This window comes from Nonomuraea maritima (assembly GCF_900100395.1).
GTDB classification, from domain to species: Bacteria; Actinomycetota; Actinomycetes; order Streptosporangiales; family Streptosporangiaceae; genus Nonomuraea; species Nonomuraea maritima.
Genome location: NZ_FNFB01000025.1, coordinates 95,120 through 111,664, shown reverse-complemented (window position 1 = coordinate 111,664; position 16,545 = coordinate 95,120). Strand labels below are relative to the sequence as shown.

The 16,545-nt window shown below is 72.0% G+C and carries 16 protein-coding genes and 2 pseudogenes; 5 read left to right on the top strand and 13 right to left on the bottom strand.

The features are described 5' to 3' along the window. Nucleotides 1-295 precede the first annotated feature (295 nt). From BLR04_RS30110 to aroQ, 3 genes are all read right to left on the bottom strand, one after another. The gene (locus tag BLR04_RS30110; protein ID WP_090771599.1) at nt 296-664 is read right to left on the bottom strand and encodes a RidA family protein; all 369 of its coding nucleotides are present in this window, start codon (nt 662-664) and stop codon (nt 296-298) included. Nucleotides 665-741: 77 nt separating this feature from the next. Then, nucleotides 742-1,029, bottom strand: a complete 288-nt coding sequence (locus BLR04_RS30105; RefSeq protein WP_090771629.1) for a DUF1905 domain-containing protein — start codon at nt 1,027-1,029, stop codon at nt 742-744. An 83-nt stretch (nt 1,030-1,112) separates the two neighbouring features. After that, nucleotides 1,113-1,574 (bottom strand): type II 3-dehydroquinate dehydratase, encoded by a 462-nt coding sequence (gene aroQ / locus BLR04_RS30100; protein WP_090771597.1) that lies wholly within the window; start codon nt 1,572-1,574, stop codon nt 1,113-1,115. A 448-nt stretch (nt 1,575-2,022) separates the two neighbouring features. Here aroQ and BLR04_RS30095 point away from each other — a divergent pair, with 448 nt between their 5' ends. Next, complete coding sequence (locus tag BLR04_RS30095) at nt 2,023-2,772, top strand: DUF4328 domain-containing protein (RefSeq protein WP_176903356.1); 750 nt, start codon at nt 2,023-2,025, stop codon at nt 2,770-2,772. Nucleotides 2,773-2,911: 139 nt separating this feature from the next. On the opposite strand, the gene BLR04_RS42470 is transcribed toward BLR04_RS30095, so the two are convergent. Further along, complete coding sequence (locus tag BLR04_RS42470; protein WP_281191757.1) at nt 2,912-3,109, bottom strand: AMP-binding enzyme; 198 nt, start codon at nt 3,107-3,109, stop codon at nt 2,912-2,914. After that, nucleotides 3,108-4,448, bottom strand: a pseudogene (locus BLR04_RS30090) (AMP-binding protein); the annotation flags it as partial. The gene BLR04_RS42470 and the pseudogene BLR04_RS30090, both read right to left, overlap by 2 nt. 72 nt (nt 4,449-4,520) lie before the next feature. On the opposite strand from BLR04_RS30090, the gene BLR04_RS30085 reads away from it, so the two are divergent. Then, the gene (locus BLR04_RS30085) at nt 4,521-5,537 is read left to right on the top strand and encodes an aminotransferase class V-fold PLP-dependent enzyme (RefSeq protein WP_090771593.1); all 1,017 of its coding nucleotides are present in this window, start codon (nt 4,521-4,523) and stop codon (nt 5,535-5,537) included. 6 nt (nt 5,538-5,543) lie between these two features. Here BLR04_RS30085 and BLR04_RS30080 read toward each other — a convergent pair whose 3' ends face one another. The 6 genes from BLR04_RS30080 to BLR04_RS30055 all read right to left on the bottom strand — a co-directional run bounded on the left by BLR04_RS30080 (nt 5,544) and on the right by BLR04_RS30055 (nt 13,232). Next, nucleotides 5,544-6,761 (bottom strand): threonine synthase, encoded by a 1,218-nt coding sequence (locus BLR04_RS30080; RefSeq protein WP_090771591.1) that lies wholly within the window; start codon nt 6,759-6,761, stop codon nt 5,544-5,546. 92 nt (nt 6,762-6,853) lie between these two features. Continuing rightward, complete coding sequence (locus BLR04_RS30075; protein ID WP_090771589.1) at nt 6,854-7,261, bottom strand: TOBE domain-containing protein; 408 nt, start codon at nt 7,259-7,261, stop codon at nt 6,854-6,856. An 88-nt stretch (nt 7,262-7,349) separates the two neighbouring features. Continuing rightward, nucleotides 7,350-9,335, bottom strand: coding sequence for a SpoIIE family protein phosphatase (locus BLR04_RS30070; protein WP_176903355.1), 1,986 nt, complete (start codon nt 9,333-9,335; stop codon nt 7,350-7,352). A gap of 95 nt (nt 9,336-9,430) precedes the next feature. Then, entirely contained in the window at nt 9,431-10,045 is a 615-nt protein-coding gene (locus tag BLR04_RS30065; protein ID WP_090771585.1) for a TetR/AcrR family transcriptional regulator, read from the bottom strand. Continuing rightward, nucleotides 10,045-10,893, bottom strand: coding sequence for an oxidoreductase (locus BLR04_RS30060; RefSeq protein WP_090771583.1), 849 nt, complete (start codon nt 10,891-10,893; stop codon nt 10,045-10,047). The genes BLR04_RS30065 and BLR04_RS30060 overlap by 1 nt, the downstream gene beginning before the upstream one ends. A gap of 110 nt (nt 10,894-11,003) precedes the next feature. Further along, entirely contained in the window at nt 11,004-13,232 is a 2,229-nt protein-coding gene (locus BLR04_RS30055; protein WP_090771581.1) for an LLM class flavin-dependent oxidoreductase, read from the bottom strand. 166 nt (nt 13,233-13,398) lie between these two features. On the opposite strand from BLR04_RS30055, the pseudogene BLR04_RS30050 reads away from it, so the two are divergent. Both BLR04_RS30050 and BLR04_RS30045 read left to right on the top strand, forming a co-directional pair. Further along, nucleotides 13,399-13,506: pseudogene (locus BLR04_RS30050) on the top strand (transposase); the annotation flags it as partial. A 22-nt stretch (nt 13,507-13,528) separates the two neighbouring features. Next, nucleotides 13,529-14,527: an RNA-guided endonuclease InsQ/TnpB family protein gene (locus BLR04_RS30045; RefSeq protein ID WP_245740702.1), complete on the top strand. Its 999-nt coding sequence runs from the start codon at nt 13,529-13,531 to the stop codon at nt 14,525-14,527. Here BLR04_RS30045 and BLR04_RS30040 read toward each other — a convergent pair. Then, nucleotides 14,412-15,329: an LLM class flavin-dependent oxidoreductase gene (locus BLR04_RS30040; RefSeq protein ID WP_090771579.1), complete on the bottom strand. Its 918-nt coding sequence runs from the start codon at nt 15,327-15,329 to the stop codon at nt 14,412-14,414. The genes BLR04_RS30045 and BLR04_RS30040 overlap by 116 nt on opposite strands. A 169-nt stretch (nt 15,330-15,498) precedes the next feature. Next, nucleotides 15,499-16,026, bottom strand: a complete 528-nt coding sequence (locus tag BLR04_RS30035; RefSeq protein ID WP_090771577.1) for a MarR family winged helix-turn-helix transcriptional regulator — start codon at nt 16,024-16,026, stop codon at nt 15,499-15,501. Between the two features lie 105 nt (nt 16,027-16,131). Between BLR04_RS30035 and BLR04_RS30030 the strand changes: the two genes are divergently transcribed. Then, a complete protein-coding gene (locus BLR04_RS30030; protein WP_090771575.1) occupies nt 16,132-16,494 on the top strand; it encodes a cupin domain-containing protein in 363 nt (120 codons plus the stop codon). Nucleotides 16,495-16,545 lie beyond the last annotated feature (51 nt).

Here is a 16,545-nt window from a genome sequence, read left to right as displayed (position 1 = left end):
TTCACGTCGCCGGGCAGTTCCCCGGAGACGCTAAACGCCTGTGGAGGCGACGTAAGACCTCGAACAATCGAGGCAGATGCCAGCGAAGCAGGCAAGAGGATCACTGAGATTCTCCGAACGGTCTGCCGTCACCGACTACTTCGTCGAAGGCCCGGAGAGATTCACGGCGGACTATCTGACGGCGCGCGGCCTGGTACTCGGCGTCACGTGGCTGGCGGCGGCGACGATCGCCGCCTACCTCCACCGTCGAGGACGGTGAGCCCCGGCGAGCGCACGGGCATGCGGCGGCCGGTTGTCATCGGGCCGCGATGGCCTCGATCTCCAGGAGCCAGGACTCGTCGTAGATACCGGTGATGATGATCGTGAGCGCCGGTGTGTGGTCGCCGAGGATCTCGCGGCGGATGGCGGCGTTCTCCGCGCGGTAGGCGCGGTCGGACAGGAAGGTCGTGACCTTCACGAGGTCGGACAGGCCCATGTCGTGCTGGGCCAGGACGGCGGCCACGTTGGCCCACACCTGACGGCACTGGGCCGCGAAGCCCTCGGGAACCTCGCCGTACGGGTCCACCGGGATCTGACCGCTGACGTGTACGACGCGCGCGGGGGCTGTGATCTCGTACGAGTTCACGTATGCGCCGCCGGCCGCCACAGAACCTGGGGTGATCACCCCGCCATCATCGCAAGGCTGATTGCTGCGGTAAACCGCATTTTCGCTCCCACGGCTTGCCCGGCACCGGTGGTTCGTCAGACGTCCACGGACAGGCGGACCGTCACCACGTCCCCCACGTCAAGAGTCTCGGCCTTCCGCACCGCCGACTTCACCGGGACGAGGTAGCGGCCGTCCTTGGGGAACATCGACGTCTTCCACCGGGTCTCCCCGATCTCCGCCGTCACCGGGATCATGCCCCAGCCGTACGTCACGGACGCGGCGACCATGTGCAGGTCATGGCACTCCCGGTCCGGAACCGTGATGAAGTACCAGGGCGCCGGCCCTCTCCAGAACCACAGCTCCCCGCTGAATGCGACACGCATCGCCAAAGCATAGAAGCCATCGGGACGTCGCAGGCGTCAGATCACGTACGAGGCACACCCCTACAGACACGGCGGCCGGGAGGTCAGCCCTTCGCCGCGGACGCCCGTTCGTGCAGCGCCCTGATCGCGAGGCCGTAGCCCGCGACGCCCAGCCCCACGATGATGCCGGTAGCGACGGGCGAGATGTAGGAGTGGTGCCGGAACGACTCCCGCCGGTGCACGTTCGAGATGTGCAGTTCGATGACCGGCAGCTCCACCGACTCGATCGCGTCGTGCAGGGCGACCGAGGTGTGCGTGTACGCCCCCGCGTTGAAAACCGCCCCGATCGACTCCCCCGCCCTGACCCGCGGCCCCTCCTGCTGGATCCAGTCGATCAGCTGCCCCTCGTGGTTGGACTGCCGGAACTCCAGCTCCAGCCCCAGTTGCTCGGCCGTGTCGCGGCACAGGCGTTCGACGTCGGCCAGCGTGGTGGAGCCGTAGATCTCCGGCTTGCGCGTGCCGAGCAGGTTGAGGTTGGGGCCGTTGAGCACCAGCACAGAGGGCATCGAGCCTCGCTTCGTGATCGTACGGGCGCGCCGAGCACCGACGCGGTGACCTTGATGGGACCGCTTGCACCCTAACCACCCCCACAGCCCCCCGCCAACGCACCACCCATCACACCCGCGCGTCTGTGTGTGCTCGTCCCCGTCGGGGAGCTCACCCGCCTCAGGGACGCCGCCTCCACCGAACACCTGGACCGTCGTCGGCGGCTCTCCCCTTACGTGGAGATGGAGGCCGTGCGCCGGACACGGCACCGGTGCGTACCCGATATCCCGGGGTCATCACGAGAGGATGCCAGGTCGAACAACTGATCCTTTTCCGCGCCTCGTCTCGACATACTGATGCGCCCTGCTCTCGAAAGGCATGCGCATGTATCCGCCACCCCCCTCCTTCCACGGTTACCCGCCGCCGCCGTCCCCCTTACGCCCGGTCCGCGGACTCGCCCTCTTCGCGATGATCACCCTGGTGTGCCACGCCCTCGTCGGGGTCGTCGCGGCCACGATCGACCTGTGGTACGCGTCGCTGGTGGACCGCCTGATCGTCGACCTCGACTCCGTCTCCGAGGCGGAGATCGAGACTGGCGACCTCGTCTACGGCCTGTCCGGCGTCCTCGAGGTTCTCGCCTACGCCATCACCGCCGTGGCGTTCCTGGTGTGGCTGTACCGGGTGAGGACGAACGCCGAGGTCCTCTCCCCTGACGGCCATCGGCGCAGCCGCCCCTGGGTGATCTTCGGGTGGATCGTGCCGATCATCTGCTTCTGGTTCCCGAAGCAGATCGTGGACGACATCTGGTACGCCTCCGCCCGCACGCCGAGACCCTCGAAGGCGTTGCCGAACGCCTGGTGGGCGATCTGGATCAGCGTCACCCTGGCGACTCAGGTGGCCTCCCGGCTGCTGCTCCGGGCCGACGACCTGGAGTCCATGGCCGCCGCCGCGCGGTTCGACGTGGTCAGCATCGCGTTCATGATCATCGCCGCCCTGCTGGCGACCGGCGTCATCAGCAGGATCACCCACGCCCAGGAGGAGCATCGCTCGGCAGCCGCCGCCGGCCTGCCCCCCTTCGGCACTCCGCCTCCCGGCGCTCTTGGCCGGACGCCCTTCGGCGGCACCCCTGGCCACACGCCTTTCGGCGACACGACTCCCGGCACCTACGGCGGGAGACCCCCTGGCGGCACGCCGCCCGGCGGCTACCCGAACTACTGACCACGACATCACCCCGCCCGGCGCCTTTACACTGTAGATCAAGAAGCCGCCCGGGTCGCCCACTCAGGAGTGTCACCCGCGGCAAGCACGAACCGCGATCGTGACCCACATCGGCGGGCCGGACAGCCGGTCGGCCGACCTATGACTCAAGGAGCCGGGCGCGGTCGACCTTGCCGGTCTGGTTGCGGGGCAGGGCCGGCACGAACACCACGTCGCGTGGCGTCTTGTAGCCGGCCAGTTCCTCCTTGACGGCCCGTTTCAACTCGTCGGCGGACAGCGTGGCGCTCCGCCACCACGTACGCCGCCAGCCGCTGCCCGAACCGCTCGTCCGGCACACCGAGCACCGCCACGTCGGCCACCCCCGGCCGCCGGGCGAGCAGGTTCTCGACCTCCTGCGGGAACACGTTCTCACCGCCGGAGACGATCATGTCGTCGTCGCGGCCGTCGATGAACAGCAGGCCGCGCCGGTCGCGGTGGCCGAGGTCGCCGGTGACCAGCAGCTCGTCCCGCGGGCCGGCGCCCAGGGTCAGGCCGCCGCCGACCAGCACCCGTCCGACCTCGCCGACGGGCTGCTCGCGTCCGTCGGGGCCCTCGATGCGGACGGTGGCCCCGCGCGGCGGGCGGCCGACCGTGTCGGGAGCGGTCCGCAGGTCCGCCGGCGTGGCGAGGGCCGCCCAGCCGGTCTCCGTGGAGCCGTACAGGTTGTGCAGGACGTCGCCGTAGGCGTCCATGAACGCGGTGGCGAGGTCGGGGCGCAACGCCGCGCCGCCGCAGACCACGACGCGCAGGCGCGGCAGCCGCCGCGGCGGCAGCGCGAGGAGGCGCTGCAGCATCACCGGCACGGCTACCAGGCTGCCCGCCCCGGTGCGTTCGAGCGCGTCCAGCACGGCCTCGGGGTCGAAGCGGCGCATGAGCACGACCGGGCAGCCGAGGACGAGCGCGGCCGCGTACCAGAGCAGGCCGAGCCCGTGGAACAGCGGCGGCGCGATGAGCATCGGCTCCCCGCCGCGCACCGGCACGGTGGCCAGCATCGACACGAACGGCTCGGCCAGCGCGCCCAGGGCCGGCCGCCGCGGTGCGCCTTTCGGCGTCCCGGTCGTCCCGGACGTGAGCAGCACCAGCCGTCCCGGCGACGACGGGTGCGGCCCTGAGGGGCCGCCCTCTCGCGCCAGTTCGTCCAGATCGCCGACGCACGGGCCGTCGAACGCGACCCGGGGCAGGTCCGGGTCCGCGATCAGCACGTCCACGTCCTCGCGGCGCAGGATGTCCGTCAGCCGTGGCCCGGCCAGGCCGGTGTTGAGCAGCAGCAGGTCGGCGCCGAGGCGCGACACCGCCGCGGTGGCCACCACGAAGTCGCGGTGGTTCGGCCACATGACCGCGACCGTCGTGCCCGGCGCGGCGCCGAAGCGGGCGCGCAGGGCCGCGGCCACCGCGGCGGCGCGGGCGTCGAGTTCGGCGAACGTCAGCGTCCCGTCCTCGTCGAGGACGGCGGGCCGCTCCGGCCAGCGGGCCGCGGCCACGGCCACGCCCGTCGCGAGCGAGGCGTGGAAGTGCCGGTACGCCTCCACGACGCGCGCCAGCACGTCGGGCGGCTCGGGACGCAGCAGCCCGTTGCGGGTGAGCGTGACGGCGGCCTCCACCCCGAAGCCGCCGAGCTCGATCAGCTTTCCGATCATGGACGTCGCCTCCCCGGAAAGCCTGCCCCCGCGGGCCGCCCGGGAACCCGTCGGGCTGCCTAGGCTGATCGCATGGACATCTCCGCGGCGGCCGAGCTCTGGGACGCGCACCCGGGCTGGCTCAACACCGCGACCTACGGCATCCCCCCGCGCCGCGCCTACGAGGAGCTCGAGGCCGCCATGACCGAGTGGCGGCACGGCAGCAACGACTGGGCTTCCTGGGACGTCTCCGTGGGGCGCTCCCGCGCCGCCTTCGCGCGCCTGGTCGGAGCGGCTCCCGGCGATGTGATGATCAGTTCGACGGTCTCGCAGATCATGTCCGTGGTGGCCACGGCCCTGCCGCCCGGGGCCGAGGTGGTCGTGCCGGACATCGAGTTCACCAGCAACCTGTTCCCGTGGGCGGTGGCGGCGCGGGTGCGTACGGTGCCCGCCGACCGGCTGGCCGACGCGATCACCCCGGGCACCGCCGCCGTCGCGTTCAGCCTGGTGCAGTCGGCCACCGGGTACGTCGCCCCGCTCGCCGACATCGTGGCCGCCGCCAGGGCCAACGACGCCCTGGTGATCGTGGACGGCTCCCAGGCGTGCGGCTGGCTGCCCGTGGACGTCTCGGGCGTCGACGCGCTGGCCTGCGCCGCGTACAAGTGGCTGATGGCGCCGCGCGGCGCGGCGTTCGGCTACCTGGCGCCGCACCTGCGCGAGCGGATGCGCCCCCTCGCGGCCAACTGGTACAGCGGCCCCGACCGGAGCGGCTCCTCCTACGGGCCGCCGCTGCGCCTCGCGGACGACGCGCGCGCCTTCGACCTGTCGCCGGCGTGGTTCTCCTACGTCGGCGCGGCCCCCGCCATCGAGCTGCTCAACGAGATCGGCGTCGAGCGCGTCCACCGGCACGACGTGGCGCTCGCCGACCGTTTCAGCGCGGGCCTCGGCCTGGAGCCGTCCGGGTCGGCGATCGTGTCGGTGGACGTCCCGGGCGAGCGCCTCGCGGCGGCAGGCATCCGGACCGCCGTACGGGCGGGCAGGGTGCGCGCGAGCTTCCACGTCTACACGACGACGGAGGACGTCGACCGCGCACTCGACGCGCTGTCGTGACAGGCGCTACACGAGGTGACCGTCGACGGGCAGGACAGGCGCGTCGACCGGGACCGTCCCCGGGTACTTGATGCCGGCGCCGGTGTTCAGCACCACGACGCGCTCGTCCGCGCCGATCCATCCCGAGGCGCGCAGCTTGCGCGCCGCGGCGAAGGCAGCGGCGCCCTCGGGGCAGACGAACATGCCCTCCATGGCCGCGACGTCCCGCAGCTCGGCCAGCAGTTCGGCGTCGGAGACGGTGATCGCGGTGCCGGAGGTCTCGGCCAGCGCCCGCAGGATGAGGAAGTCGCCGATCGGCTTCGGGACGTTGATCCCGAACGCCACGGTCCGCGAGTCGGCCCAGTACCGGCTCTCGCTCTCGCCCTGCTCGAACGCGCGGACGATCGGCGCGCACCCCTCGGCCTGCACCGCGACCAGCCGGGGCGGCGGGCCGGAGATCCAGCCGAGCTCGCGCAGCTCGTTCATGGCCTTGTGGATGCCGATCAGCCCCACGCCGCCGCCGGTCGGATAGAGGATCACATCGGGCATGCGCCAGCCGAGCTGCTCGGCGATCTCGATGCCCATCGTCTTCTTGCCCTCGATCCGGTACGGCTCCTTGAGCGTCGAGGCGTCGAAGACGCGGCCGTCGGAGGCGGCGACGAGCTCGCCGACGATCCGCCCGGCGTCACTGATCAGGCCGTCGACCAGGTGGAGGTCGGTGCCGGACGCGACGCACTCGCGGCGGGTGATCTCGGGGGCGTCCAGCGGCATGACGACCGTGGCGGCCAGTCCGGCCCGCGCGCCGTAGAGCGACCAGGCGGCGCCGGCGTTGCCGTTCGTCGGCATCGCGAGCCGCTCGACGCCCAGCTCGGCGGCGCGTGACACGCCCACCGCGGCGCCGCGGGCCTTGAACGAGCCGGTGGGGATGAGTCCCTCGTCCTTGATCATCAGCTGCGGCAGGCCGATCCGCTCGCCGTAGCGGGCCAGCGGGAGCAGCGGCGTCATCCCCTCGCCGAGGGTGGTCACCGACTCGGGGTTCCTGACCGGCAGCAGCTCGTGGTAGCGCCACAGGTCGGGGGCGCGCCCCGCGATCTGCGCCGGGTCGACCGAGGACCGGACGGCGTCGAGGTCGTACCTGGCGAGCAGCGGCGAGCCGCACTTGACGCAGAGATTCTGCGGACGCTCGCTGTCGTGCTCGGCCCCGCACCGGCCGCATTCCAGGTGGGAGAGCTGGCTGAAACTCACACGGACCTGCCCTTCGGCGTCTCGCGACAATCACGGTGGCATCGCCACGAGGAGAAAGCCTACTCCTAAACAGGGAAATACCGGTCAGCGGTTCACTGGCTCGCCACGCGCTCGCGCCCGGGGACCTCCACCACCACGTTCGTCGACTTGATCACGGCCTCTGCCACCACTCCCGGCTCCAGCCCCAGCTCGTCGGCGGCCTGCCGGCTCATCAGCGACACCACCCGGTACGGCCCCGCAGCGATCTCCACCTGGGCCATCACCGCGTCCTTGAGGACGTCGGTGACGATGCCGCGCAGCCGGTTGCGGGCCGACGAGCGGCCGCCCTCGGCCAGCTCCACCTGGGAACGGGCGAACGCGGCCAGGTCGGCGCCCTTGACCCGCCGGTGGCCGAGCTCGTCACGCTCGGCCGCGAGCCGCCCGGCGTCGACCCACCGGCGCACGGTGTCGGAGCTGACGCCGAGCAGCGCCGCGGCCTCGCTGATCCTGAACGTCGTCACAGCCCATCACCATGCCTTCGCGCCATCACACCCCGGACAAGCCATCTTGCCGCATGCCGGACGCACGCGTACCGCCGCCGGAGCCGGGTCAGGCCCGGGTACGGGCCACGAGCAGGGCGATGTCGTCCTCGGCGGGCGCGTCACCCACCAAGGAGTCGATCACGTCCGTGCACACGCCGTCGAGCGTCGCCGGCCGCGACGTGGCGCGGGAGAGGACGGCGCCGAGCTTGGCCATGCCCGCGTCGAGGTCGGTCCGCCGCCTCTCGATCAGGCCGTCGGTGTAGAGGGCCAGCACGGTGCCCGCCGGCAGGTGCACGTCGTACGCCTGATACGGGCCCAGCCCGACGCCGATCGGCGGGCCGACGGGCAGCGAAGGGAACGTCACCTCGCCGGACGGCGCCACGATCGCGGGCGGCGGATGCCCGGCCGTCGCCATGGTGAAGCGACCGGCCCGCGGGTCGTGGACCGCGTACAGGCAGGTGGCGCCCGCTGCTTCGAAGCCGCGGGCGTCGTCGGCCAGCAGCTGGTCGAGGTGGGTCAGCAGCTGGTCCGGAGGCAGCTCCAGGTTCGCCAGCGTACGCACGGCGGTGCGCAGCCGGCCCATGGTGGCCGCCGCGGTGATGCCGTGCCCGGTGACATCGCCGACGACCAGGGCGATGCGGTCGCCGGGCAGGTGGATGACGTCGTACCAGTCGCCGCCCACCTTCTCGTGGGTGCAGGGCAGGTAACGCGAGGCCACCTCGACGGTGGCGCTGCCGCGCAGGTCGTGCGGCAGCAGGTCGCGCTGCAGCGCGAGCGTGGTCAGCCGCTCGCGGGTGTACTGGAGCGCGTTCTCCAGGCTGAACGACGCCCGCGTGACCAGCTCCTCGGCCAGCATGAGGTCGTCCCTGGTGAACGGCGCCGGGTTGACGGTGCGCCCGAAGATCGCGACGCCGAGCACGTCGCTGCCCGCCTCCAGCGGAACGGCGATCAGCGAGTGCAGGCCGGCGGCGTGGAAGGCCCGCACCCGGTCGCGGTCCAGGACCGCCCAGTTGCCGGACATGTCCAGCACGGGCTCGAAGTGCGGCCGGCGCGAGTGCAGGACCTCCATGACCGGAGACCCCCAGGGCACCGGCACGGTCTCGTCCCGCATCCAGAGCGATGCCCCGTCACGCATCTCCTCGTCCACCGACGCGACGCCGACCCGGCGGAGCACGGGCAGGCCGGCCTCCGTCGTGACAGGCCGCTGCAGCCGCTCGGTGGGCAGCATCGCCTCGGCCAGGTCGACGGTCACATGGTCGGCGAGCGCCCGGACGGCCAGCTCGGCCAGTTCCTGGCCGGTCTTCATCACGTCCAGCGTGCTGCCGAGCCGGACGCTGGCCTCGCGCAGCAGCCTGAGGCGATCCCGTGCCTGGCTGGTGCTGAAGTCGAGGACCACCGAGCACACGCCGAGCGGCCGGCCGTCCGCGCCCTCCAGGGGGAACAGCGAGACGGACATCACGCGCTCCTCGCCCCGGTGGGACCAGAGACCCTCGCGGTCGATCACGGGCGGGCCGCCGTCGAGCACCCTGCGCATGACGTCCTGCAGCGCTTCTGTGTCGATCCCCTCGATGGCCTCGGTGAGGCGGCGGCCGATCCGGTAGTGCGGGTAGCCGTGGCTGAGCTGCCGAGCCGCCTCGTTGAGCCAGACGCAGCGCAGGTCCCGGTCCCAGAGGGCCATGGCGACGGGGAAGCTGCTGCCGAGCAGCTCCAGCAGGGCGCCGGTGCCGGTGGACAGGTCGGAGGCGGCCGGCACCGCTGTCACCAGCCAGTGGCCGGGTTCGTCCCCGAGGGTGAGCGGGGCGGCCTCGGCCTTCACGATGACCGCGCCGCCGTCCCGCCGCCGCACCTCCGTCAATCCGGTACGGGGCAGGCCTTCGCCGCCCGGCGGCAGGAGCACGCCGACGGGGCGGCCGACGATGTCGGCGGCGGGGTAGCCGGTGAGCTGCTCGGCGGCCTCGGTCCAGCCGATCACCGTGCCCGCGCCGTCGACGACGGCGACCGACGGGCTCACCCCCAAGGGGGCGCCGCCGACTGCTTTCAGGCCATCACCCATCGTGGGAAAAACGCCAGAACCCCGCATGATAATTCGCGGATTACCGGTGAATTTCCAAACCTTGACCCATTTCGGCATGACGGATCCGACCGTCCTCATACGGTCAGGCCGGCGCTGATCAGCCAGATGTGCTCGCAGGTCGAGGATGCCTTCTGCACCTCCTCGCGCGACATCTGCGAGGCGTGGTAGAAGCTCCGCTCGACCATCAGGCACAGGGCGCGGGCCATCGCGGGCGCCTGGTCCGGCTCGGGACCGACGGCGACGCCGGCCCGTTCCAGGACGGCCGTGATGGCCTCGATGAACAGATCGGCCGTATGCCGCCACAGCGCGCCGATCTGCGGGACGGTCTGCGCCAGGTCGATCGCCGTGCGCATGACCAGGCCGTGCTCGTTCCACAGCTCGACCGTGCGCCGCATCGCCATGGCGATGGCCTCGCGCGGCTCCTCGGTGTTCGCGGTGGCCCGCGAGCGCTCCCACAGGTGCTCGACGGTGCGGGCCACGAGCGCCGCGACCACTTCCTGCTTGGAGCCGAAGTAGAAGTAGAGGGCGCCGCGGGTGATGCCGGCGCCTTGGGCGATGTCGCCGACGGTCATGGCCTCGTAGCCCTTCTCCGCCAGCAGCGCTTCGCAGGTGTCCAGGATGGCCCGTTCCCGCAGGTCGCCCTTGCGTTCGGTGGTGCGCCGGCTCCGCGCAGGGCGGTGACCGGGCATCAGAGCTGAGCCCCCTCGGGGAAGTCGGTCGTCCGGGACAGCTCCTCCCATGTGCGGATGTCCTCGTCCACGGCCCGGCGCGCGGCGGTGATGAGCCGCAGGGCGTCCGACCCCAGGACGAGATGGGCCGGCGGCCGCTCGAGCGAGGCGATGTGCACGACGGCCTCCCCCGCCTTGGCCGGGTTGCCCAGCTGGTTGCCGCTCGCCTTCTGCCGCGCCTCGCGGAGGGGGAGGAACAGCTCGTCGTAGGCGTGGACGGCGTGCGGCGCCCGGGTCATGGACCGCCCGGCCCACTCGGTACGGAAGGAGCCGGGCTCGATGGCCGTCACGTGGATCCCGAACTGCGCGACCTCCTTGCCCAGCGCCTCGAGGATGCCCTCCAACGCGAACTTGCTGCCGCAGTAGGCGGACATGCCGGGCACGGCCATGAGCCCGGCCATGGAGGTGACGGCCATCAGGTGCCCGCGGCGACGCCGGCGCATGTGGGGCAGGGCCGCCTGGAGGGTGGCCATCGCCCCGAAGACGTTGACCTCGAACTGGCGCCGCACCTCGGCCAGCGGGGTCTCCTCGAAGATGCCCTCCAGGCCGTAGCCGGCGTTGGCGATGACCACGTCCAGCGCGCCGACGTTCTGCTCCACCTCGTCGACCACCCGCCTGACGGCGTCGTCGTCGGTCACGTCGAGAATGCGCCCGTGCGCGTAGCCGGGCTCGAGCTCCTCGAAGGCCTGGAGGTCCTCCCCGGTACGGACGGTTCCGACGACGATGTGCCCCTGGGCCAGCGCGGCCCGGGCGAAGGCTCGCCCGAGGCCCGTGCTGACTCCGGTGATGAGCCACTTCTGCATGTTCATCGCCCTCCACAACGGACTGAGAGGGGGCCGACCTGCCCCGATACCGAAACTCTACACTATGTCGGTTTTTATCACCGTAGTGTTGATTTTGTCCGGGGCATCGCCTGCGCTCAGATCGTGGCGGGTACGGCGTCCTCCTCGGCGGGGTCGATGTTGAAGTTGTCGCGGAAGACGTTGCCCGGGTCGTACCGCCGCTTGAGGGCGCGCAGGCGCCGCAGGGTGTCGCCTGGGTAGGCCTCGCGGACGCGTTCGGGACGCCGGTCGGTCTCGAAGTTGATGTACTGGCCCGAGAAGTGGGGCAGCATGGCGTCCCAGGCGGGATCGAGGGCCCTGCGGCTGTGTCCCATGGCCACGAGCTGGAAGTTCGCCGAGCGCCCCGCGTAGGCGGTCGCCTCAGGGGGGACGTCGGACGCGGCGCCGCCCACCGACCGGATCTGGAAGAAGTACGTCAGCCCGGCGCCGACCAGCCGCTCCGCCGCCGCCGACAGCTCGGGCGTCAGGTGGTCGGCGAGCGCGGCGCGCGTCACCGGCTCGCCCTGGGCGTCGTGCGTGCCCGGCGGCACGTGCATGATCGCCGCGTACGGCAGCACCTGGATCGAGTAGTCGAGCAGCGGCGCGATGGCGGCGATCGGCTGCAGCCGATCGATGATCGTCTGGCCGTCGTCGGAGTCGACGACCGCCATGAGCTGGGCGACGTGCGGCTGTCCCGGGCGGGGGCGGCCCATGATGATCGAGCTGGTCAGGTCGCGCGGCGCGGCCTCCATGGCGGCTCCCCACCGTTGCAGGAACCCCGCCATGTCGGTGGCGTCGAAGACGAACTGGGCGAATCCCACGTCACCCACCTCGTCGACCTCGAACTCGAACGACGTCACGACGCCGAAGTTGCCGCCCGCTCCCCGTACGCCCCAGAACAGCTCGGCGTTCTCGTGCTCGTCCGCGCGGACGAGGGAGCCGTCGGCGAGCACCATCTCGACCGCGCACAGGTGGTCGAGAGTGAGCCCGTGCTTGCGCACCAGCCAGCCGATGCCGCCCGCGGTGGCCAGGCCGCCGACGCCCACGCCGCCGTAGTCGCCGGAGCTGAGGGCCCACCCGTGCGGGGCGAGCGCTTCTGCGACGTCGCTCCAGCGCGCGCCCGGCCCGATGCGGACGCGGCGGGTGTCCTTGTCGAGCACCTCGATCGCATGGAGGCGCGAGACGTCGATGACGATGCCGCCGTGGTTGGTGGAACGGCCGCTGATGCCGTGGCCGCCGCTGCGGATCCCCAGCTGCACCGGCTGGGACGAGGCGAAGCGGATGGCGTCGGCGACCTCCGCCGGGGTGCCTGGCCGCAGGACGAGGCCGGGCGCCCCGCCGCGCAGGTAGGTGGAGCGGACGCGCGCGTACCCGGCGTCCCCCGGCTCGACGGCGGTGGCGGACAGGGAGGCGGGGACGGCGTCGTAGTCGATCCCCTCGCGGCGCTTGCTCCGGACGAGCGCGCTGCGGCCCGGCGCCGACTCCGTCACGCCGCGCTCCCGGCGCGCGTCGGCGACGGCCGCGCGCAGGGCCGGGACGACCTCCAGGGCGAAGCGCCGCAGGGTCTCCGGGTCGTCGCCGGCGAGGACGAACATGGCGAACCCGTGGTCGGTGACGAGCGGGAGGAGGTCGGCCACCCACGTGCCGGGCGGCCCGGTCAGGAAGCCGCCGGGGTCGGAGGTGAACCGTCCTGCGATGCGCGCCAGGCGGTTGATCTCGCGCGGGTCACGTCCCCGCTCTGCCGCCGCCGCGTCGATCGCGGCCTGCGCCATGGCCAGCCCGCCCACCCCGGCCGCGTCCGTGACGGGCGGGGCCAGCCAGCCGTCGGCCCGCCGCCCGGCCAGGCGCAGGAGCGCGGGGTCGGCACCGTCGATCCAGACGGGGATGGTGTGGGCCGGTGCGGGGCCGCGCTCCGCGCCCGCCACCTTGTGGTGCTCGCCGTTGTAGCTCAGCGGCGAGCGGTCGGCGGCCGCCCACATGCCGCGGACGATCTCGATCGCCTCACCCAGGGCCTCGCCGTCGGAGGGACGTCCGGCGAGAACGAGCTCGGCGCGGCCCTTGGCGAGGAGGTCGAGGCTGGCCGCCGCCCGCGCGGTGACGGCGGGGTTCATCTCCGCCGCGTGGGCGGCGAGGAGGCGGACGCGGCCCGTCCTGGCGGCCGTCCAGCTCATGAGCGTCCAGGTGTCGGCGGGCTCGGGGCCACTCGAGAAGGTGACCAGGTCGTAGCCGAGCTCCTCGCTGAGCTCGGCCAGTTCGGCGGCGGGCCCGAGCGCGCCGTCCCGGGCGGTGAGGGAGGCGCCGAACCGCAGGGGATGCCCGTAGTCCATCAAACTCTCCCGAGGGAACCGTCGTCTTCAGGCGACGGGGGAATCGGGAGCGGGAGGGCCGTCAAGGCCCGAGCGTGCAGTGACCTGTCAGGTCCGCGCATCAGAGATCTCCGTTCATCGCGCGTCAGATGGATGGCGCTGTCATAGTGATCGTTTGGCTCGTCAGGTGCGCACGTCCCCGGGCGCGGCCTACGACCTCGGGTACCACGTGGTGTGGTGCCCGAGGTACCGCCGCCCGGTCCTGGGCGGCCGGGTGAAAGACCGCCTGGAGGAGCGGCCGTCCAAGGGCGGTGGCCGTGCGTAGGTCGTACAAGTACCTGCTGCGCCCCACCGGCAAGCAGACGGCGGCGCTGGCGGCATGTCTGGAGGACCATCGCACGCTGTACAACGCGGCCCTTGAGCACCGCCGTACGGCCTACGCCACGGCGGGCGTGAGCGTCCGATACGCAGACCAGTCGGCCGAGTTGAAGCACATCCGCGCCGACGACACCGGCGGGCAGGGCCGGTGGTCGTTCTCCTCCCAGCAGGCCACACTGCGGCGGCTCGACAAGGCGTTCCGCGCGTTCTTCGACCGGGTCAAGGCCGGGCGTACGCCGGGCTTCCCGCGTTTCAAGGGGCGCGGCTGGTTCGACAGCGTGGAATCGCCGAAGGACGGCGACGGCTGCCGGTGGGACTCCCAGCCCGAACACCCCTCTGCCACGTTCGTGCGGCTCCAGGGCATCGGGCACGCGCACAAGGCCGCGCTCGCGCTGGTCCGCGACTACGACCTGCTCGTGCACGAGGACCTGCGGATCGCGAACATGACCCGCTCCGCTGCGGGCACGATCGAGCAGCCCGGAGGGAACGTCGCTGCCAAGTCCCGGCTCAATCGAAGCATCCTCGACGCGGGTTGGGGGGTGTTCCTGACGGTTCTCGCGCACAAGGCTGAAAGCGCCGGTCGAGAGCTGATCGCGGTGAACCCCGCCAACACCTCCCGCACATGCGCCCGCTGTGGGCACTGTGCGAAGGAGAACCGCCTCACCCAGGCCGAGTTCGCCTGTACGGCGTGCGGGCATGCCGCGCACGCCGACGTGAACGCGGCGGTCAACATCCTCAGGGCAGGACTTGCCCTTCGCCAGGCTGCGAAAGCGGCTCAGCGAGAAGCCGCTTTCTTCAGGGAGCGGAGGAGTCACGTTCAGTTCACACCGTTCCCGGCACGGTGGCCCGTGCCGCACGTTCCTTGGCGACCAGTTCACGGGTGGCGGGGGCGACCTCCGCGCCGAACGTCGCGATCGTGGCCGGGTCGTCGGCCATGACGATGTAGGTCGAGAAGCCGTACTCCAGGGTCAGCGCCGCGAGCTGCTCGGCCCACACGCCGGGCGGGCCGGACAGCAGCCGGTCACCGGCCGTCCCGAACTGCCCCGCCACGTTGAGCATGCGGCGGACCGCGGCGGGCTCGCGCCCTGCCTCCTGCGCCGCCTCGTCGATGATCGCGTTGTCCTCGGCCAGGCGGGAGAGGTCGAGGTACGGCAGCGAGGGCAGCCATCCGTCGGCCTTGGCCCCGGTGAGCCTGAGCATCTTCGGCTTGTACGCCCCCAGCCAGATGCCGATGTCGTGCGCAGGAGCCGGCCCGCGCTTGGCCCCTGCGACCTGGTAGTAGGCGCCGTCCACCCGGAACCGCGACTTGTCGTCGGCGTCCCAGATGCCGCGGACGATGTCGATCGCCTCGCTCAGCGCGTCCACCGCCTGGCCGGGGCTCAGCCGCCGGCCGCCCATGGCCTCGATGGCGTCCCAGAAGCCGCCGGCGCCGATGCCGAGCTCGAACCGGCCCCCGCTGAGCAGGTCGAGGCTGGCCGCGGCGCGGGCGAGCACGGCGGGCGGGCGCAGTGGGAGGTTGACGACGTTGCCCGACAGGTGGACGCGTTCGGTGCGCGCGGCGACGTACGACAGCAGTGTCCAGGTGTCGAGGAAACCCGCCTGGTAGGGGTGGTCCTGGAAGGTCACGAGGTCGAGCCCGGCGGCCTCCGTCTCCTGCGCCAGGGCGACCACCCGGTGCGGTGCGGCGTTCGTGGGCGTGATGAACGTCCCGAACAGCAGGTCATGGCCGTAGTCGGACATGTGCGCTCTCCTCCTCGTCTGCTCAGCAGATGTGTTGCTCAGAAGAATATCCAGTGCGAGACAAGTTGCGGAACAGCAGGTATCCCCACGATATTCCTGACACCTTTGAGCAGAGCGCATGGCGACGGGCGCCGCGACGGCGGCGCAACTCAGGCAGAGAGGTGATGTGCTAGCGGACGCTGTCGGAGAAGAGCTTCTCGGCCACCGTGCACGGGTCGGTGGCGGGCTCGATGTCGCGCACGTCGCAGGCCACCCGCGCCAGCAGGTGCCGGAACGCGACCCGCTCGGCCGGCGCGAGCGCGCCGAGCAGCCGATCCTCGGCGTGGCGGACGCGACGTCCGAGTTCGCGGAACACGCGCTCGCCCTCAGGGGTGGCGACGATGCGGCGGCTGCGGCGGTCGGCCGGGTTGAGCCGGCGCTCCACGAGGCCCTTCGCGACGAGGTCGTCGATGAGGTACGTCATCACCGTGCGGTCGATGCCGAGGTGGGCGGCGAGGGCGAGCTGGGTGGGGTGGTCTCCGCCCAGGACGGCGGCGAGGGTCTGGTAGCCGCGCGGCCCGTGCGGGAAGTCGCCGATCACCGAGACGACCGAGTTGTGGTACGCGCGCAGCAGCACGCCGAGTGTCCAGCCGAAGTCGTCGGAGGCGCCGGCCGGGAGCGCTTCCGCGGAAGTCGGCTCGGGCTGTTCGGCGCTCATGCGGGCATCATACCGGCCGCTTTACCGTCCGCCCGCGACGCCCACCCGCCGCGAACCGGCCGGAAGGGCCGTACGAGACTGGAAGGGACGGAGAGGGGGACCGTCATGATCGAGGTGAAGAGCACCGAGAAGCCGGACGAGCGCCGCGACTTCCCGCGAGGGCACGTGGAGCTGTGCCACCTGAGCGAGCTGACCTTCGCCGTGGCCACGTTCGAACCCGGATGGCGCTGGACGGAGTCGCTCCGGCAGATCGCCGGCACGGATTCCTGCCAGGTCCACCATCACGCGTACATGGCGTCCGGGCGGATGCGCATCCGCATGGACGACGGCGCGGAGTCCGAGATCGGGCCCGGCGACGTCTTCGACTGCCCGGCGGGACACGACGCCTGGGTGGTGGGCGACGAGCCCGCCGTGGTGTTCGACTTCTCCGGCCAGATGAGCGACTACGCCAAGGCGGAGGGCGTCTGACCGGTTCGGGGGCCGGGCCGCGCGGCCCGGCCCGCCGGCCCGACCTAGAAG